This window comes from Gemmata sp. (assembly GCF_051859125.1).
Taxonomy (GTDB): domain Bacteria; phylum Planctomycetota; class Planctomycetia; order Gemmatales; family Gemmataceae; genus Gemmata.
On record NZ_JBHYGG010000264.1, the window covers coordinates 27082 to 45337 of the forward strand.

Below are 18256 nucleotides of genomic sequence, written 5' to 3' on the forward strand. Positions count from 1 at the left end.
GTGGCCTACACTATACCCACACCCCCGGGTTCCCACTATGCAACATGCCGCGATGACGCCGCCGATGTTCACCCCCGACCTGCCCGGCGTGGGCGGGAAAATCCGCGTGCGCGACGAGGACTTCGAGGTCGAGGAGGTGCCCTCCTACGAGCCGAGCGGGGCCGGCGACCACCTGTACCTGTGGGTCGAGAAGCGCGGCGTCGCCCCGGAGTTCTTCGCCCGCACCATCGCCCAGAAGCTCCAGGTGTCGCCGGGCGCGATCGGCACCGCCGGGCTCAAGGACCGGCACGCGGTGACGCGGCAGTGGGTCTCGGTGCCAAAGGAGTGCGCCCCGAACGTCGGCCGGATCGACGGCGACGGGGTCCGCGTGCTCAAGAGCGGCCTGCACACGAACAAGCTGAAGCCGGGGCACCTCCGCGGGAACCGGTTCCGCATTCTGGTGCGCGACGCCGACCGCACCGTGAACCCCGACGCGGTCCTCGACCGGCTCCGCACCCAGGGGATGCCGAACTTTTACGGCCCGCAGCGGTTCGGCCGTGACGGCAGCACGGTCGACCTCGGGATGCAGTGCCTCGCGGGCCGCGCGCCGCGCCGCATCCGCCCGTTCCTGTTCCGGTTCGCGCTCTCCGCGGTGCAGTCGCTGCTGTTCAACGACTACCTCGGCCGCCGGCTCCGCGACGGGCTGTTCCGCACCGTGCTCGACGGCGACGCGATGGCGAAGTGGCCGGCCGGCGGCATGTTCGTCGCGAAGGACGTGGCCGCCGAGCAGGCCCGGTTCGACGCCCGCGAGACCGTGACCGCCGGGCCAATGTTCGGCAAGAAGACGTACCCCACTGAGGGCGCGGCCGCCGAGCGCGAGGCCGCGGTGCTGAGCGACAACAAGCTGTCACCGGCATCGTTCGGCGGGTTCGGCAAGCTCGTCCTCGGCACGCGCCGGCACAACCTCGTGTACCTCGACGACCTCGCCGCCGCGTGGGAGCCCGACGGCCTGCGGCTGTCGTTCACCCTCCCGGCCGGCAGCTACGCCACCGTGCTGCTCCGCGAGGTGATGAAGACCGACGTTGCGGACGACGCCGCTTCGCCCGACGATGGGGGCGAGGACGAGCAGTGAGGCGTGTGCGGGTGTGGTGTGTTGACACGCTGCTGGGATGCGCCGGAAGTGGCTGGCGGGCCGCCCCCGCGGGCGGCCCGCGTGAGGCGAACGATTCAACTGAGCGGCTCCTGGCCTGTGATCGCCCGCACAGGCCAGAGGCCTGTGCCACCGAGAAGGCGCTCGACACTTTGGGAGTGCGGCCGTGTGGATTCAGCCCGTTGACGGAAGCGTCCAGGCCATAGCGTTCTCGCCCGACGGCCGCACCCTGTACACGCAGGACGCGAGCCGGTGGTTCACCGCCTGGGACCCCGCGACCCACGAGGGCCGGCGGCTGTTCCAGTACCCCGAGCGGAGCAGCAACCACTTCCCGCGGATGTTCGCGTCGCCCGACGGCCGCTACCTCGTCGCCAACACCAGCCCGGCTCTTGTGTGGAACCTGGAGACCCGCGAGGTCCACGCCGAGGTGCCGCCGAAGTTCGCCTACGCGGGCGTGTCGGTGGGCGCGGGCGGGGGCCGCGTCGAGTGCGTGGCCGACGACTGGCTCGGCGTCCGCACGTGGGACTACGTCCGCCAGGAGGCCGGCGACGAACTCCGCGACTGGGACGTGCCCGACAAGATCAAGACGCACCACTTCGCGCCCGGCGGCCGCACCGTCGCGCTGCTGAGTTGGTCCGACACCGTGACGATCTGCGACGTGGAGTCGCGGAAGGCGATCCAGACGATCGACGCGCCGAAGCAAGCGCTCCAGCACGCCCGGTTCGCACCGGACGGTGATACACTCGTGCTGTACGGCTCCGACGGCGTCACCGTGTGGGACGTGCCGTCGGCGGCGGTCCGCGTCGCGAAGATCGCGTGCGACCGGCCGTACTGGATGCTCGCGTTCCACCCGACCGCACCCGTCGCGGCGGTCCGGCGAACGGACGGCCTGCTGAGCCTCGTGAGCCTCCGCACCGGCGAGGAGGTGCGGGCGCTCGACTTCGACCTCGGCCGGTACGCCGCGTGCGCCGGGTTCTCGCCCGACGGGCTGACGTGCGCCGTCGGCGGCACCGACAGCCGCTTCGCCGTGTTCGACGTGGACGTGTGACCCGGGCCGCGGTCCGCGGCACGCGGGTTGCCTCATGATCTGGGAACGCCGGTGCTTCCGCCGACCCGTGTGGGCCGCCGGACGCGCACGCCACTTCGCACGCGCCGGCACTCGCATACCCAGGACGTGTCGCCATGAGTCCCGCAGTTCCCTCGAACCCGCACGCGGTCACCCCGCAGGGTGCCGTCGCGGCGCCCGCCCCGGACCCCGAGATCCGGGTCTACGGGCACAGCAACCTCTTCTACTGGTGGCCCGTTTGGGCACTCGGCTTCCTGTTCGCGTTCCTGACGTACCTCGACGGCCACATGATGGCGGTCGTTCCGGCCGGCACGCAGGTCGAGTCGGGTCAGGTGATCCCCGGACACGAGGGGTCGCCGCGGGACGTGCTCGTGGCCCCGGCCGGTCAGGCGGTACCGCCGCTCCCGGGGACCCTGAATGGCGAGGGCGAGCCCCGGCTCCGCGTCGCGAACAACAACAACTACGGCGTGCTGTTCTTCGGCTCCGTCCTGCTGGTCGTGATGGTGACCAACTTCCTGATGCGGGGGCTGGCGTCGGTCATCTTCATCGCCAGCATCATCATCACCGGCCTCGTCCTGGCGCTGATGGGCTGGTGGGACACGGTCCTCTCGTTCATGGGCGGGCTCGACGTGCGGATCAACGCCGGCGGGTACCTCGTGGTCGCGGTCCCGCTGTTCATCATGTGGGTGTTCTCGACGTTCATCTACGACCACTACACGTACCTGATAGTCACCCGCGGGCAGGTCCGCATCCGCCGCGAGATCGGCGGCGGCGAGGTGGCGGTGGACGCCGGCGGGTTGTCGCTGCGGAAGGAGCGGGACGACCTGTTCCGGCACTGGCTCCTCGGCCTGGGCACCGGCGACCTGCACGTGAAGACCGGCGGCCCGGCGAACATGGACTTCGAGCTGAACAACGTCCTGCTGATCGGGACCAAGCTGGCCCGCATCCAGGAAATGCTCCGCGAGAAGGAAGTGACCCACGAGGTGGTGACCGCGTGACCGAGGGCGAATAAATTCGAAGCACGAAATCCGAACGTCGAACCAGAGGCCAGCGGCCGGGTCCGACTTTCGGATTTCGTGCTTCGTGCTTCGAATTTTCAGCGAAGCTCGCTACGCCGCCTTCGCCAGTTCGCTCAGCACGGCCATTCGCACGGCGAGGCCGTTCGTCACCTGATCGAGGATCGCCGAACTCGGGCCGTCGGCCACGTCGGGGGTGATCTCCACACCGCGGTTGATCGGCCCCGGTGCGAGCAGCAGCACCCCCTCCTTCGCGCGCGTCATGCGGTCCCCGTCCATCCCGAACAGCAGGCGGTACTCGCGGATCGACGGGAACAGCCCGCTCCGCTGCCGCTCGAACTGGATGCGGAGCAGGTTCAGCACGTCGCACCGCGGCAGGATCGCGTCGAGGCTGTTGGCGATCTCGACGCCGAGTGACTTCACCTCCTGCGGCACGAGCGTCGTCGGCCCGCACACGATGACGTGCGCCCCGAGCGCCTTCAGGCCGAGGATGTTGCTGCGGGCGACGCGGCTGTGGGCGATGTCGCCGACGAGCCCGACCGTGAGCCCGGCGACGCGGCCGAGCCGCTTGCGGATCGTGAGGATGTCGAGCAGCGCCTGGGTCGGGTGCTCGTGCGCGCCGTCGCCGGCGTTCACGACGCGGATGTGCGGGAGCAGGTGCTTGGCGAGGACGTGCGGCGCGCCGGGCGACGAGTGCCGCACCACGACCATGTCCACGCCCATCGCCTCGATGTTCTTGGCGGTGTCGATGAACGTCTCGCCCTTGCTGGTGCTCGACCCGCCGGGGGAGAAGTCGAGCACGTCGGCCCCGAGCCGCCGGGCCGCGAGGCCGAAGCTCACGCGGGTGCGGGTGGACGCCTCGTAGAACAGGTTGACGACCACCTTCCCCTTGAGGTCGTCGCGCTTCGGCACGTCCCCGACGCCGACCCCGCGGAACCCTTCGGCCGCGTCGAGCAGCCGCGTCAGTTGTGCCGCCGAAAGCCCTTCCAGCCCGAGCAGGTGCTTCACGATTCGCCCCTCAGAGTCCCGGTGGGGCAGACATTCTTGTCTGCCCTCCTGTACAGCACGGGGCAGGCAAGAATGCCCGCCCCACCAAACCCAACCCCGGCGAGCCGGGGGCTATCTGCTGAGTTTCACGCACACGAGCTTGCCGCCGTCGCGGGCGAACAGCCGGCCGTCGGCCAGCGCCGCGGCGGCGCGCGTCGGCTTGTCGAGCAGCCTCGCGCGGCCCCGCTCCTTGTACCCGTCGGGCGTCGCGTCGAACCGCACGAGGTCGCCGGCCTCGGTGAGCGCCACGATTCCGCCGTCCGCCGCGACCAGCGACGCCACGCCGAAGTTCGCCGCGCTCCACTTCTCCGCCCCGGTCTTCCACTCGACGCACCGCAGCGCGGCCGTGCCGATATCGGCGCGGCCGTGGACGCCGTAGAGGTAGTCGCCGGCCCGCACGGGCGTGTTGTACTGGCTCGAAAGCGACTTGTCGTTGGCCCACACCTCCGCGAGTTCGCCGCCCTTCACCCGCACGAGCGCCGCGCCGGTCGCGTAGGACGCGGTGAGGAAGATCTCGTCCTTCCAGACGAGCGGCGTGGCGGCCTGCACGCTCTCGTTCACCCGCGGGCGGAACGCGAACTCGTACATCACCTTCCCGGTCGCGGCGTCGAACACCCGCAGCCCGAACCGCGTGACGAACACCGCGGCCGCCGTGCCGTCGATCTCGGCGGCGGTCGGCGACGAGTAACTCGCCGCGTCGTCGGTCGCCTTCCACTTCTCCTTGCCGGTCGCGGGGTCGAGCGCCACGACGCCCGCCCCCTTCCCGCCGACGTTGAGCACGAGGTTCCCGCCGACCACGAGCGGCGAGCACGCGATGCCGAAGAACCCCTTCACCGCCTTGTATTCCTCGCGGACGTCCCGCGCCCACAGCACCTTCCCTGTGGCGAGGTCAAAGGCGTGCAGGTTGCCGTTGGCCCCGAGGGTGAAGACCTTGCCGTCGTGAACGCACGGCGTCGACCGCGGGCCGTTGTCGAACCCGAAGTCGTCGCGGTACTTCGTGGCGTACTTCGCGATCCACTTCTCCTTGCCGGTGGCGGGGTCGAGCGCGACCAGCACCTCGTCGTCCTGCACGCGGTGGAACAGCAGCACCTTCCCGCCGGCGACCACGGGCGACGCCCACCCGCTGCCGACGTCGAGCTTCCACGCGACCGGCGGCCCGTCCTTGGGCCACTCCCAGTTGAGCTTGGTCTCGGGCGACTGCCCGTCGCGCGTCGGCCCGAGGAACTGCGGCCAGTCGGCCGCCGGCACCGTGAGGGCGAGAGCGAGCGTGAAGAACGCGGCGAGGGTGCGTGTCATGTGTTGGTCCGGGCGGCGGGAATTCGCGGGGTTCGCACCACGCGCAGTGAGCCGGGTGTTGTAGCCCCGGAGGGGCGGCGGATGGTAGCCAGGGGTGGAGCGAGTCTGCGAGCGCAACCCCTGGTCCCCGGCGCGAAGCGGATCACGACTTGCCCAGGAGCAAGTCTACGACCCAGCACCCGCGGACGTGAGTGCCGTTCGGGTCGCGGCAGTGGTCGAGCACCGCGGCGCTATCACACCCCGCGTCCTGAAGCGCGTCGGCGAGGATCGGCATGCGATCGAACTCGCGTTCCTCGTAGATGCCGCGTGCCAGGGCCAAGACGTCCGACGTGAGCCACTGCGGGTCAATCGCGACGGGCCGGAACGGGTTGCCGAAGATATCACCCACAAAGCGGCAGAGCGTCCAGTCGGGGATGGGGCCGAGTACCACTCTCACCAAACCTAACGTGCAATTGACCGCAACCTCCGCGGCGTCCTCGGACGAGTAAGCCGCTGCCCAGATCGTGTCCCGTTTTGCTCCCTGAAGGACTGCCACCACCTGTCTTGCGTCCGCAATCGCCTGCTCCCTCCCTGCCCGCAAAGCACCCGGGTCGATCAGGTTGTCCGCATACCCCTCACTAAGACGAAATGCGGCATCCGCTTGCTCGTAGGTCGTACCGTGGGCGAGAAGCCTCCCACTCGCCACAGCGAACAACCGCAGTTTCCGATCACTCGCCTTGCCTTGGAGGAACGCGAGCATCCACGTCGGGTCGTTGGACGCCAGCCACTCGGCTTCGGTCATGGTGCGCTCACTTCAGCCACTTCACGCAGAACGCGATCGCTTCCTTGCGGTCGTCGGGCGTTACGCTGTGCCCCACGCCCGCGTTCACGCGCACCACGAGCTTGTCCTTTGAGCCGGCTTTCGCGAACGCTTCCTCGGCGGCGGCGATCGCGATCTTCGCGCCCTCGATGGGGCAGTTCGCGTCCTTGTCGCCGTTGGCGATGAACAGCGCGCGGCCCGCGAACAGCCGGATCAGGTTCGGGCAGTCGTGGTCGTCGAGGATGCCCGGGATCACCTTGCCCCACAGCTCGCGGCACACCCGCTGGTTCACCGCCGCCTCGCCGAGGTCTTTTGCGGCCGCCTCGTGCGACGCCTTGATCGTGTTCGCACGGCCCTGCCACTTGTCGTTGTCGAGGCTCCACTTGAAGGACTGCACGGCGATGAGCGGGGCCGCCACGGCCACGCGGTCGTCGGCGGACGCCGCGAGCCACGTCTGGATGCCGCCCATGCTGATGCCGAGCATGCCGATCTTCTTGCCGTCGATGGCGTCGTGCGCTTCGAGCACGTCCACGAGCCGCCACAGGTCCCAGACCGTGTCGTAGTAGAACGGGTGCTCGTGCGGCTGGCCGGTCGGGGCCTTCCACGCCTTCGTGATCGCATCGACGTAAGCCGTCGCTCCCTTCGCGCCGCCGCTGCGGCCGCCGTGGTAGCGGGCGTCGATCGCGATGCCCACGACGCCTTGCTTCGCGAAGTCTTCGAGCCACGAGACGAGCCCGTCCTTGTTCCCGCCGGTGCCGTGCAGCGCGATCACCGCCGGGAGCTTCCCCTTGCGGTCGGTCGGCGCGACCATCAGAACGGGCACGCGCTCGACGGTGCCGTCGGCCTTCTTCTCGCTCGCGAACGACCACCGCGAGTAGGTGAGGCCGCCCTTCTCGGCGGGCTTCGCGTCCTCGCGGACGTCGGCCGGAACCTTCGGGCGGTCGAGCAACTTGAGGAGGGCGGCCTTCGCCTTCTCGGGCGGCAGCGGCTCGGCGGCACTGGCGAGCGGGAGGAACGCGGCCACGAACGTGACCGCGAGAAGCAGGCGGGTGCGCATAGAAGAGGCTCCGTGGGTCGGAGCCTGATGGTATCACGCGGGGTGATGGATGGCGAGCGGGGGGCGTGAGCCCCCCGAGTAAATCCCTCGCAGAAGAACTCGGGGGGCTCACGCCCCCCGCTCGCCTCAGACGAGCACTACTTCGGGGCCGCGGGCGGGGCCATCGGCGGCGGCATCGTCGGAACGGCCGGGTTCACCGGCGGCGGCATCGGGGTCGCAGCCGGCGGCGCGATCCCGCCGGTCGGCTGAACGAGTTCGTTCACCCGGTCCCGAATCTGCATCGGGTTCGGCGGCCCCTTCAGGAGCATGTCGGGCTTAGCGAGCGCCTTGCACTCGTTGAAGAACTTCGGCACTTCGGCCGTCAGCTTCTTGTCGTACATCTCCTTCTCGAACGCCTCGCGGACCTTCCCTTCGAGCTTCACCGAGATGTCCGGCGGGACGATGGCGACGCACTTGACGCACATGATGCCGGCGGGGGTCTGTAGGAGCTGGCTCATCTCGCCTTGCTTCAGGCTGAACAGCGTCTTGGTGGCGACGTCGTTCTCGACGTCCGGGAACTTGCCGATCGGGGCGATGAGCCCGGCGGCCGAGGCGAGGTTCGGGTCGGCCTGGGTGCGGGCCACGCGGTCGAACTCGACCTCGCCCTGGCGGGCCTCCTCCCACTGCTTCTGCGCGATCTTCAGGTCGTCCTTGTTCCAGCAGATGACCTTCGCCTGCCGCCGCTCGCCGTGCTTGTTCTCGAACGCCTTCTGGAGGTCCTCCTCGGTCACCTTCACGCGGTCCCGGCACATCTTGCCGAGCACGATCCGCGGCTTGATGACGTCCTCGGTCCACTCGTACAGCGACTTGTTGTACCGCGGGAGGACGTGCTTCTTGAAGTCGTCGAGGGTGATGCCCATGCCCCGGAGGTCCTCGTTCAGGCCCGACTCGACCTCGTTCCAGGTGACGGTGACGCCGCGCTTGGCGGCCTCGACCTCGATGATCTTCTTGTTCACGAGCAACTCGAGCTTCTCGTGCCCGCCGCGGGCGATGAGGAACTCGCCCAGGTCCTCGCGGGTGACCGGGACGTTGCCGTAGATGTACGCGACGACGCGCTTCTCGGACCCGACCTGCGCCGGCAGTTGGCCCGGCTGACCGGGCGGCTGTGCGGCGAGCCGGTCCGACGCGACCCCGAACGCGTACCCGGCGGCCGCGACCCCGGCCAACCCGAGCGCCCGCACCCACCGCCGACCGAAGAATCCGTGGACCGCCATGTCTGGTTCCCTCCTGCGAGAATGGGGGGCTTATATCGGCCCCCGGATTCTCTGCAAGGGAACTTGAGCGAAAATCGGCGGTTTGTGGCGAGCCGTGTGCGTCAACACACGGGTGCGGGCGCTCAACCCGTGTGTTGACACACACGGCTCGCCAAGCCACGTCACTCCCGCACGAACTTGTCGGCCGCGCCGGCGGCGGCGTAGAGCGCGGCGGTGCGGTCGAACGCCTTGTCCTTCGCGGTCTTGCCTACGAGCGTGAGCTTCACCTTCGGCGCGAGCAGCCCGAGCGCCTCGGGGACGTCGAGCACCCGCAGCACGTTTAGGAAGTGCGGCCCGTCGCGGTGCGACACCGGCGGGTCGAGGAGGAACATATCAGCGACCGCGTCCGGTACGAACAGCGCAGCGTATGCGGCGATGATGGCGGCTTGCCCACTCGCAACGAGGCGAACCCCAGGAAGCTCTTGCTCGATCCACATGCTGAGTACCGACGCCACGTCGCGGACCCGGCCCGAGTCGGCAGTCTGCCCCAGCAACGCGAGCGAGCGGTCGACCGTGTTTGGAGGGTTCTTGCGGGTCCACTGGCGCTCGCTGCCGCCTCGCACCTCCAGGTACATCGCGTTTCCGCCATTGGCGTACTTGTCCGGAAGCGTCGGCGGGAACGTTTCGCGTGTTTCATTCGTGTTGTGAACGAAGATCGCGACCCGGCCGGGCGGTAATCCGGGGCCGTTGAGGTTGTCTTTCAGGCGTCGGATCACAACAAGGTGATCCACATCGATACCTGTTTCCGTCCGGAGAGGTATGTACCCCCCATCGCCGCCCTTGCCCTCAATTGCCGCCGGAATCTTCTCCGGCAGCGCCCGGAAGCACCTCTCGCGGAGTTGCTTCAGCGTGTCGGCCTTCCACGTTGCGAAGTCCTTGGCGGTCGCGGGGAGCTTCACCGTTGCGACCGGCACGAACGACTCGTCGGCGGTCGCGTTGATCGCGTCCTTCGGCAGGTCGGCGTCGGCCGGGAAGACGCGCAGGTCTTTGCCGTCGATCTTCGGGAAGTCGGCGTCCTTCACCGCAGCGTCGGAGCCGAGGAGGTGCTTGTGGAAGAAACCGAACACCGCGACCCGCAGGTCCGGCCGGTAGTCGTGCCCGCCCTTCGAGACGTAGTCGTCGAAGTGGTCCTTCGCGCCGAGCATTTCGTAGCACGCCCGCATGCGTTCCGCGATCCGGCGGTTGCCGGCCATCGGGAAAATCGGGTCGGCGTCGCTGTTGGCGAACAGCAGCGGCTTCGGGGCGAACAGCGCCAGCACCGTCTGGAGGTTCCACTGGTACGTGTTCACCGGGAACATGCAGTCGCAGTGGCCGTTGATGACCTTGTCGGTGACATAGCACTCCAGGTCGCTCATCCCGCTGACCGGCACGGCGACCTTCACCCGGTCGTCGGCGGCCGCGACCCAGCACGTCGTCGCCCCGCCCCCGCTGATTCCCGTCACGCCGATCCTCTCGGCGTCGACCTCGGGCCGCGACACGAGGTAGTCGATGGCGCGGATTCCGCTCCAGCACTCGACGCCGGCCGGGGTGTACCCGCGGTCGTGCCACCACCAGCGGCCGAGGTTGTAGGTGCCGTGGTGCTTCCCCGCGACCTCGCCGAGTTGCAGCGTGTCGACGACCAGGCACACGTACCCGTTCGCCGCGAACCACAGCCCGTGGTCCTGGAACGCGGTCTTGTTCCCGTCGCGGCCGCGGCCCGAGTGCCCGCACACGTACAGCACAGCGGGGTGCTTCTCTTCCTTGCGGCCGGGCTTCCGCAGCGGCAGGTACAGGTTCCCGGTGACGTACAGCCCGGGGCGGCTCTGGAAGTGGATGTTCTGGATGGTGACGCCGCTGCGTTCGAGCGTGCCGGTGACACCCGCCGTCAGCGGCGTGCGCTCGGGCAGCGGGTCGAGCCCGAGCATGTCGAGGAACTCGCGCTTGAGCCGCGGGCGGGCCGCGGCCCACTCGTCCTTGGTTTTGACCCCGTCCATGAACTTCGCGCTGATCCGCTTCACCTCGGCGGCGAGGTAGGCGTCGATCATCTCGTCGGGGGTCTTGCGCTTGGCGGGCTCCTCGGCAAAAGCGAGCCGGGCCGAACTCGCCGGCAACGAGGCGGCGAGCGAGAGGCGGAGTGCGTCGCGGCGGGTCATGTGCGGTCCTCGGGAGCGGGTGGTTCGGATCGCGTCACACCAAGTTCGAGTGTCTCGTGGGTGTTCTGTAGCCGGCCTCTGTGAGGCCGGGCCTCGGAGAGTCCCCCAAGCACCGGCCTCACAGAGGCCGGCTACAGAAAGCCAGCAACCGGGCCTGGTATCACTTCTTCTCGATGGGCACCCACGTGTCTTCGGGCGGGCGGCGGAGGTGGTGGCCGGTGGCGGCCTGGTAGGCCGACGCCAGCGCGAGCAGGTCGGTCTCGCCGAACAGCCGCCCGGTGAACGTCAGGCCGGTCGGCGTGCCGTCCTTGCGGAACCCGTTCGGCACGCACACGGTCGGGTGCCCGGTCGCGTTCGTCAGCGCGAGGTCGAACCCGGCCGGGCCGACGTACACGTCGATGTCGGCCGTCGCCTTCGCCATCTGCCGCATCACCAGTGTTCTCGCCCGCTGCGCCCGCAAGTAGTCGACGGCCGAGACGAATCGCGCCCGGCGGAACGTGTTCGGCCACAGCCCGATGTCGGCCCGCACCCCCTCGCGGGTCAGGTCGTCGAACGCGGCGGCCGCCTCCACTTCGAGGATGATGGTGATGAGCGCCTGCGCCTCGGCGTGCGGGAGCGTGACCGGCACGAGCTTCACGCCGAGCCCTTCGAGTGCCTTCACGTCGGCAACGGGCGCGCGGTCCTTCTGCTCCTGGTAGCCGACGAGGAGGTCCTTCAGCGGCCGCGTCGCGGGCCAGTGGAACGGCCGGTCTTGCACACTCGCGTCCCTGCCGTCGGTGCCGTGGATCGCGCCGAGCACGAGCGCGCAGTCCTCGGCGCTGCGGGCCATCGGGCCGATCTTGTCGAGCGACCAGCACAGCGCCATGCACCCGTGCCGGCTCACGCGCCCGAACGTCGGCCGAAGCCCGGTCACCCCGCACGTGTGGCTCGGCGAGACGATGCTGCCCAGCGTCTCGCTGCCGAGGCCGAAGCTGACGAGCCCCGCCGCGACCGCCGACGCGGTGCCGGCCGACGACCCGCTGCTGCCGCTCTTCACGTTCCACGGGTTCCGCGTGGTGCCGCCGAACCACTGGTCGCCCCACGCGAGCGCGCCGAGCGTCGACTTCGCGACCAGCACGGCCCCGGCCGCGTCGAGCCGCTCGGCCACGGTCGCCCGCGTCGGGAACTCCTGGTCCTTAAAGTGCCCGGCCCCCCACGTCGTCTTGTACCCGGGGTACGCGATCAGATCCTTCGCCACCCACGGCACGCCGTGCAGCGGCCCGCGGTACTTCCCGGCGGCGATCTCCGTGTCGGCCTCGGCCGCCTGCTTGAGTGCGAGTTCCTCGGTGATCGTGACGGCGCACAGCAGCGCCGGGTTGTACTTCTTGAGCCGCCCGAGCGAGAGCTTCGCGAGTTCGACCGCCGACACCTTCTTCGTGCGGAGCAACTCGGCGAGGACGTGCAGCGGGGCGAACGCGAGGTCATCGGGCTCCGGCCTCGCCACTTCACCTTTGAGCGGCGTGGGCGCGACCGTTCCGCGGTCGGCCTTCGTGACGGGCTGATCGGGCGTCGGGTTGAAGTGCAGCGGCGGCGCGGCGTCGTACCCGACGGGCGCCTTGCGCACCGCGGCGAGTTGCATGTGAACGATCGTGAGCCGGGCGGCGACGGCGGTACATTCGTTGTCGGTGAGCGTGATGCCGGCGACCCACGCCGCGTTCTTCACCATCTCGGCGGTAATCGTCTCGCTCTCGAGCTGCCCCGCGGCGCTCGCGGCGACGGCCCGCTGAAAGGTGACATCACCGACACCGAGTGCGGCGGCCGCGGCGAACAGCTCGCGGCGTGAGACGTCGGACGCGGGCATCGGGCGGGCTCCTGGGTGCGTGCGGGGAGCCGCGATTGTACCCCGCGGGGCCGCACCGCGAAATGACGCGGCCCGGGATCGCCCCGGGCCGCTCGCAGCACGTGTGGTGTGCCGCGGTCAGTTCAGGTCGGCGACCTCGCCGCCGGTCATGGTGACGAGCGGGACCAGGATCGCCGGTGTCGTGCTGTCCTTCATGAACCGGACCGAGCCGTCGGCGAACGCGACGCTCGCCCCGCCCGTGTGGAACGAGTACACGTCGGTCTCGTTGCGGCAGTTAATGACGCACGGCCCGTTCCCCGTCCCGTTGGTGCCCGACCCGGTGATGTTGGCCGGTTGGTCCGCGCTGCACCAGATCGAGTCGGCCACCGTGGCCGACCCGTCGGGGACTTTGCCCGTCAGGTACCGCTGCGGGCGGCCGGCCAGTTCGCCGAAGATCACGGTGTTGCTCGTGCCGTCGGTGATCGTGTTGATCGGCGTGTTCGTGTTCTGCCGCATCGCCCCGAAGCCGGGCGGGCTCGCGGTCGTGTACGGCGGCACCAGGCCCTGGCCGATCACGCTCGTCGCGCTGCTCTTGACCTGCACCAGCACCGTGTAGTCCGAGACGAATCCGGTGAACGTACCGGTGTTCGTCGCGTCCGGGTACGGCGGGGCGAAGCCCGTCAAGTACTTCGGGTTCGCCACCGTGGCGGTGCGGGAGCCGCCGGGGGCCGACGGGCACACGTACGACTTGATCGGAACCTCGAGCATCCCGGTGCCGGTGTTTACCGGGTCCGACCAGTCGCGACTCGACGTGAACCGGTTCTTCAGGTTCTCCTGCTCCAGGTACGGGAGCAGGAAGAACAGCACGTTCGCCCGGCCCATGCCCGGCGGGATGAACGGGGGGTTCTGGTTGTTCTTTGTGAGGCGCGACGGCGGCAGCCCGCCGTTGGACGACTCGTAGTTGTGGCAGGCGAGGCCGATCTGCTTGAGGTTGTTCTGGCAGCTCATGCGTGCGGCGGCCTCGCGCACTTTTTGAACGGCCGGCAGCAGGAGCCCGATGAGAACAGCGATGATGGCGATGACGACGAGCAGCTCGATGAGCGTGAACCCCGAACGACGGCGGACCATGCGCACTCCCCACAACTCGGACCACCGCGACGCAGCAACGGGCGACGTTTCGCGGGCCTGTGTGAGGAGCAATAGGTGGAATCCGCTGGGGCACGAGGGGGCCGGGCCGCTCTTTACCGAACACTCATCGTTCCTACATCGAAACCGGGTCAACTTCATCGAACGCACACGAATCATTCACTCAACGGCAACCAGCCCCTCACGGTGGCGGCCCACGCCAGGCCCTTCGCGAGCGACTCCATCGGCAGGCCGATGACGTTGCTCACGGTCCCCTCCTCGACCGTCAGGAACGGGTCGGTCGGCAGCTCGATCGCGTACGCGCCGGAGTTCCCGACCCACTTGTCGGTCTTCAGGTACGCGTCGAGTTCGGCGTCGGAGAGCGCCGTCATGCGGACGAGGCTCCGCTCCTGCCAGCACAGTTGCCAGTCGCCGGGCCGGAGCCACAGGCACACACCGGTCCAGAGTTCGTGGACCGTGCCGCCGAGCGCCGTGATGATCCGCCGCGCGTCGGCCGCGTCCTCGGGCTTGCCGATCACCTTGCCGTTGTGCCAGCCCACGGTGTCGGCGGCGATGACGAGGCCGTCGTCCACCGTCGGGGCGACCGCGGCGGCCTTGAGCCACGCGAGTTCGCCGACGTAGTGCCGGCAGCTCCCGAGGCGGGCCTCGGTCGGCTCGTCGATGTTGGAGGGCTTCACTTCGAATGGGTAGCCGGCCTGTTCCATGAGCCAGCGGCGGCCGCGGGAGCCGCTCGCGAGGATCAGCCGGCCGGGGAAAGGCGACGGGTTCGGTACCATGTCTCGAGAGCCTCGGTGAGCGTGGGCCAGAGCCGGTCGGGAGTCAGCTCCGGCATGCACACCATCTTATCGCACGACTTGACGTAGCTCCCGCCGCACGGCACGGTCGTCTCCACGCCGCCGGCCATCGAGGTGTACGGCCCGTGCAGCGCGACCTTCGTGCAGGTGTATGGTGCGACGCACGGCACCCCCAGCGCCGCCGCGAGGTGCAGCGGGCCGGTGTCGTTGCCGAGCATCACGTCGCACGCGCCCAGGAGCGCCGCCAGCCGCGGGAGCGACGTGCGGCCGGTGACGTCACGCGCCGCGCCGGAGAGGTTCGCGGTCACTTGCTGTGACATCGCAGTGTCATCGGACGCGCCGACGAACACCGCGGTGCCGCCGAACGCGAGCTGAGTGCGGTTCAGCAGCGAAGCGAAGTGCGCCGGCGGCCAGCGCTTCGTGAGCCACTTGGCCCCGACCGCGACGGCGATCAGCGGCCGCGGGAGGTCGGCGAGTTCGGCCCGCACCGCGGCCACCTCTGCGGGGTCGAGCGGGACGTGGAACCGCTTGGGCACGTCGCCGGCCCCGAGCGCCTCGACGACCCGCCAGTACCGATCGACCGCGTGGATGCGGTCCGCGTCGCGCACCCGAACCTTGTGCGTGTACGTGTGCCGTGCGCCCTCGCGGGCGTTGGCGAAGCCGATGCGCCGCTTCGCGCCGGTCGCGAGGCACATCAGCCCCGTGCGGGCGAGTCCTTGCAGATCGATCACCAGGTCGAACTGCCGGCGGCGCAGTTCGGCGGCGAAGCGGGCGGCGTAGGCGGCCGACTTCCAGAGCCCGCGGCGGAACGCACCGCGGTCGAACGCGAGTGTATCCGTCAGGTCCGGGTGGTTGCGGACGAGCGGCTCGTAGGCGGAGTTGATGACCCAGGTGATGCCGGCCGCGGGGAACCGCACCCGCAGCGCCGTGAGCACCGGCAGCGAGTGCGCGACGTCGCCCAGGGCGCTGGGCTTGATGAGGGCGATCCGTCGCGCGTCCATCAGGAAGGTTCCGGGCAGCTAACCACGGGGGCACAGAGACGCGGAGAAGGCAGGAGGAACGATCGCGGGCGGCCGCTCTCTGCTCGTCTTCTCCGTGTCTCTGTGCCCCCGTGGTTAACTCTTGTTTCGAATCCTGGGCAGCAGCGCGACGACCAGCACGAGCGTGGCCACGCCGGCAAGGTACGGCAGTGTGCGCGACGGCTCCAGATAGAACAAGGTCAACCCGAGGAGCGGGCCGAGGATGCGGCCGAGCGACGCGAACGACTGGTTCACCCCCTGGGTCTCGCCTTGGCGCTTCGGGTCGGCCCGCTTCGACACGAGCGCCGTCACCGACGGGTTCACGAACGCGAACCCGAACACCGCCACGGCCAGCGCGAGGTAGAACCCGGCCTTCAGCCCGCTGGGATCGGCGGGGGCCTCGCGGCCCGAGAACCACGCGACCGCGGCCAGCCCGCCGAGCCCGAGGAACATCAGGCTCACGCCGTAGTTGATGAGCCGCTCCTCGCTCATCGTCTTCACCATCCGCCGGTAGAACCCGCCCTGCGCGACCATGAGCACGAACCCGACGTAGGCGAACACCAGGAAGTTGTCCCGCTCGCCCATGCCGAACGCGGACTCCGTCAGCACCGCGAGCGTGCCCTCGAAGTTCGCGAACGCGAAGATCACCAGGAAGTAGATCAGCACCAGCGTGCCGACCAGCGGCATCCGCAGCACCTCGCGGGTCCGCTCGACGCTCAGCCACTCCTTGCGGGCGGCCGTCGGGTCGCCGCGGTACGTCTCGGGAAACACCCGGACCGCGAGCAGCAGCGCCACGAGGGACAGGGCCGCGGCGGTGGCCCCGGGCGCCCAGCGGGCGTCGTCGAACAGGAAGAACCCGAGGTAGCCGATGAGGGGGCCGAACGTGAACCCGATGCCGAACGCGACGCCGATCAGCGCCATCCCGTGCGACCGCTTCTCGGGGGTGGTGCAGTCGGCGATCACGGCGGCGGCGGTGCTCACGCTCGCCCCGGCGATCCCGGCCCCGACCCGCGACACGAACAGCAGCGCGAGCGCCAGCGCGGCCTGCTCGCCGGGCAGCGTCGAGGCGAGCCCGAACAGCGCGTAGAACGCGACCGACCCGGCGAGGCTGATGAGCAGCACCGGCCGGCGGCCGATCCGGTCCGACACCCGGCCCCACATTGGGCTGAACACGAACTGCATCAGCGAGAACACGCTGAACAGCACGCCGATCGCGACCCCCCGCGCCCACTCGGGGAACTCGCCCAGGTACAGCTTGGCGTACCGCGGGAGCAGCGGGAGCACGATGCCGAACCCGAGGAGGTCGATGAACACGACCAGGAACACGATGAGCATCGCGGCCTGGTTCGGGTTCCGGGCGGGTGCGGTCGGGTCGGTCGGCGCGGCGGGGGGGTCGGTGGGATTCATAGCGGAGAGGATACGGCCGCCCGCGCCGCCCGCACAGTCCGGACGACCCCCGCGCGCCGCGGCCCTTCCCCGGCTTACCCGGTTTGCCTCTTGCGCCCGGCGCGGGAACAGTTCATCCTGGAGAAGTCCGCCGCACCGGGCTCCGCCCGGAAATTCGAAGCACGAACTTCGAAGCACGAAAGTAGCAGACGGACCACCGGCACTGGTTCGAATTTCGTACTTCGGATTTCGTGCTTCGAGCGGAGCCGCGCAGGAGAAGCACCGTGGCCCTCGCCGACACGTTCGCCAAGCTGATGACCCCGGACGCCCCCGCGGCACGGACCGCGTTCCTGATCGTGGACACCGAGAGCGTGCCCGACGGCGCGCTGCTCGCCGCGGTGAAGTACCCGAACGAGAACCTGACCCCCGGGGCCGCGGTCGAGCGCGCCCGCGCCGAGGCCCGCGAACTCAGCGGCACCGGGTCCGACTTCCTGCCGGTCACGTTCCAGGTGCCGGTCGGCGTGTGCGTGCTGCGGGTCGGGGCCGACTTCGCGCTCCAGTCGCTCGCGTGCCTCGACGCCCCGCAGTTCCGGCCCCGCGAGATCGTCAACAAGTTCTGGCTCGCGGTGTCGCTCCAGAGGGCCAAGCTGGTGACGTTCAACGGCCGCGCGTTCGACATGCCGCTGATGGAGCTGGCCGCGTTCCGGTACGGGTTCACCGCCCGCGACTACTACCAGCACAGCCGCAACCGGTTCAACGGGCCGATCGACCTGTGCGACTGGATGACGAACTTCGGCGCGAGCCGCATGACCGGCGGGCTGAACCTGCTCGCGAAGCTGCTCGGCAAGCCGGGGAAGATGGACGTGACCGGCGAGCGGGTGTACGAGCTGTACCGCGAGGGCCGGCTCTCGGAAATCAACGACTACTGCCTGTGCGACACGCTCGACACGTACTTCGTGTTCCTGCGGACGCGCGTCCTGACGGGCGAGGTCGACCCCGACCAGGAATCGCGCCTCGTCGCGCACGCGAAGGAGTTCCTGACCGCCAAGGCCGGCGAGTTCCCGGTGCTGCGGAAGTACCTCGACAACTGGACCGACTTCGCCTCGATGTGACCCGGCCTTTCGAGCCATGAGGTTCACCCCCGTGGTCTTCGGCACCCCCAGGCACCACGGGGGTGAACCCCGTGGCTCGAAGAACGTCACTTTGCTCCCACGAAATAGTCCCGCGGGTGCGAGTTCTTCTGGCCTACGCGGCTGTT

At 69.4% G+C, this 18256-nt stretch carries 15 protein-coding genes; 4 read left to right on the plus strand and 11 right to left on the minus strand.

The features are described 5' to 3' along the window. The first annotated feature begins 52 nt into the window (after nt 1-52). The 3 genes from truD (at nt 53) to ACTIGN_RS25565 (ending at nt 3193) form a co-directional block, all read left to right on the plus strand. Nucleotides 53-1111, plus strand: coding sequence for a tRNA pseudouridine(13) synthase TruD (gene truD, locus ACTIGN_RS25555; protein WP_439629183.1), 1059 nt, complete (start codon nt 53-55; stop codon nt 1109-1111). 184 nt (nt 1112-1295) lie between these two features. Continuing rightward, entirely contained in the window at nt 1296-2177 is an 882-nt protein-coding gene (locus ACTIGN_RS25560; protein ID WP_439629185.1) for a WD40 repeat domain-containing protein, read from the plus strand. A gap of 134 nt (nt 2178-2311) precedes the next feature. Next, nucleotides 2312-3193: a hypothetical protein gene (locus ACTIGN_RS25565; protein WP_439629187.1), complete on the plus strand. Its 882-nt coding sequence runs from the start codon at nt 2312-2314 to the stop codon at nt 3191-3193. 111 nt (nt 3194-3304) lie between these two features. Here the strand turns inward: ACTIGN_RS25565 and ACTIGN_RS25570 are convergent, their stop codons facing one another. The 11 genes from ACTIGN_RS25570 to ACTIGN_RS25620 form a co-directional block, all read right to left on the minus strand. Next, on the minus strand, nt 3305-4219 hold the full coding sequence (locus ACTIGN_RS25570; protein WP_439629189.1) for an aspartate carbamoyltransferase catalytic subunit: 915 nt from the start codon (nt 4217-4219) through the stop codon (nt 3305-3307). A gap of 111 nt (nt 4220-4330) precedes the next feature. Next, nucleotides 4331-5554 (minus strand): PQQ-binding-like beta-propeller repeat protein, encoded by a 1224-nt coding sequence (locus tag ACTIGN_RS25575; RefSeq protein WP_439629191.1) that lies wholly within the window; start codon nt 5552-5554, stop codon nt 4331-4333. 142 nt (nt 5555-5696) lie between these two features. Continuing rightward, nucleotides 5697-6335, minus strand: coding sequence for a hypothetical protein (locus tag ACTIGN_RS25580; protein ID WP_439629193.1), 639 nt, complete (start codon nt 6333-6335; stop codon nt 5697-5699). A gap of 7 nt (nt 6336-6342) precedes the next feature. Beyond that, nucleotides 6343-7410 carry a dienelactone hydrolase family protein gene (locus ACTIGN_RS25585; RefSeq protein WP_439629195.1) on the minus strand — a complete coding sequence of 356 codons (1068 nt, stop codon included), beginning with the start codon at nt 7408-7410 and terminating at the stop codon, nt 6343-6345. 137 nt (nt 7411-7547) lie between these two features. After that, the gene (locus ACTIGN_RS25590; RefSeq protein WP_439629196.1) at nt 7548-8663 is read right to left on the minus strand and encodes a peptidylprolyl isomerase; all 1116 of its coding nucleotides are present in this window, start codon (nt 8661-8663) and stop codon (nt 7548-7550) included. A gap of 161 nt (nt 8664-8824) precedes the next feature. Then, nucleotides 8825-10834, minus strand: a complete 2010-nt coding sequence (locus ACTIGN_RS25595) for an alpha/beta hydrolase family protein (RefSeq protein WP_439629198.1) — start codon at nt 10832-10834, stop codon at nt 8825-8827. Between the two features lie 160 nt (nt 10835-10994). Beyond that, nucleotides 10995-12674 (minus strand): amidase, encoded by a 1680-nt coding sequence (locus ACTIGN_RS25600; protein WP_439629200.1) that lies wholly within the window; start codon nt 12672-12674, stop codon nt 10995-10997. A gap of 117 nt (nt 12675-12791) precedes the next feature. Continuing rightward, nucleotides 12792-13781 carry a DUF1559 family PulG-like putative transporter gene (locus tag ACTIGN_RS25605; RefSeq protein WP_439629202.1) on the minus strand — a complete coding sequence of 330 codons (990 nt, stop codon included), beginning with the start codon at nt 13779-13781 and terminating at the stop codon, nt 12792-12794. A 173-nt stretch (nt 13782-13954) separates the two neighbouring features. Further along, nucleotides 13955-14575, minus strand: a complete 621-nt coding sequence (locus ACTIGN_RS25610) for a Maf family protein (protein ID WP_439629204.1) — start codon at nt 14573-14575, stop codon at nt 13955-13957. Continuing rightward, nucleotides 14539-15594: a glycosyltransferase family 9 protein gene (locus tag ACTIGN_RS25615; RefSeq protein WP_439629206.1), complete on the minus strand. Its 1056-nt coding sequence runs from the start codon at nt 15592-15594 to the stop codon at nt 14539-14541. The genes ACTIGN_RS25610 and ACTIGN_RS25615 overlap by 37 nt, the downstream gene beginning before the upstream one ends. A 114-nt stretch (nt 15595-15708) precedes the next feature. Next, entirely contained in the window at nt 15709-17019 is a 1311-nt protein-coding gene (locus ACTIGN_RS25620) for an MFS transporter (protein ID WP_439629208.1), read from the minus strand. 263 nt (nt 17020-17282) lie between these two features. On the opposite strand from ACTIGN_RS25620, the gene ACTIGN_RS25625 reads away from it, so the two are divergent. Further along, on the plus strand, nt 17283-18110 hold the full coding sequence (locus ACTIGN_RS25625) for a ribonuclease H-like domain-containing protein (protein ID WP_439629210.1): 828 nt from the start codon (nt 17283-17285) through the stop codon (nt 18108-18110). Nucleotides 18111-18256 lie beyond the last annotated feature (146 nt).

Bases quoted from the DNA above. Each gene is read 5' to 3' on its own strand.
- truD (WP_439629183.1), top strand. From the start codon at position 53: ATGACGCCGCCGATGTTCACCCCCGACCTGCCCGGCGTGGGCGGGAAA.
- ACTIGN_RS25565 (WP_439629187.1), top strand. From the start codon at position 2,312: ATGAGTCCCGCAGTTCCCTCGAACCCGCACGCGGTCACCCCGCAGGGT.
- ACTIGN_RS25575 (WP_439629191.1), bottom strand. From the start codon at position 5,554: ATGACACGCACCCTCGCCGCGTTCTTCACGCTCGCTCTCGCCCTCACG.
- ACTIGN_RS25580 (WP_439629193.1), bottom strand. From the start codon at position 6,335: ATGACCGAAGCCGAGTGGCTGGCGTCCAACGACCCGACGTGGATGCTC.
- ACTIGN_RS25585 (WP_439629195.1), bottom strand. From the start codon at position 7,410: ATGCGCACCCGCCTGCTTCTCGCGGTCACGTTCGTGGCCGCGTTCCTC.
- ACTIGN_RS25590 (WP_439629196.1), bottom strand. From the start codon at position 8,663: ATGGCGGTCCACGGATTCTTCGGTCGGCGGTGGGTGCGGGCGCTCGGG.
- ACTIGN_RS25595 (WP_439629198.1), bottom strand. From the start codon at position 10,834: ATGACCCGCCGCGACGCACTCCGCCTCTCGCTCGCCGCCTCGTTGCCG.
- ACTIGN_RS25600 (WP_439629200.1), bottom strand. From the start codon at position 12,674: ATGCCCGCGTCCGACGTCTCACGCCGCGAGCTGTTCGCCGCGGCCGCC.
- ACTIGN_RS25605 (WP_439629202.1), bottom strand. From the start codon at position 13,781: ATGGTCCGCCGTCGTTCGGGGTTCACGCTCATCGAGCTGCTCGTCGTC.
- ACTIGN_RS25610 (WP_439629204.1), bottom strand. From the start codon at position 14,575: ATGGTACCGAACCCGTCGCCTTTCCCCGGCCGGCTGATCCTCGCGAGC.
- ACTIGN_RS25615 (WP_439629206.1), bottom strand. From the start codon at position 15,594: ATGGACGCGCGACGGATCGCCCTCATCAAGCCCAGCGCCCTGGGCGAC.
- ACTIGN_RS25620 (WP_439629208.1), bottom strand. From the start codon at position 17,019: ATGAATCCCACCGACCCCCCCGCCGCGCCGACCGACCCGACCGCACCC.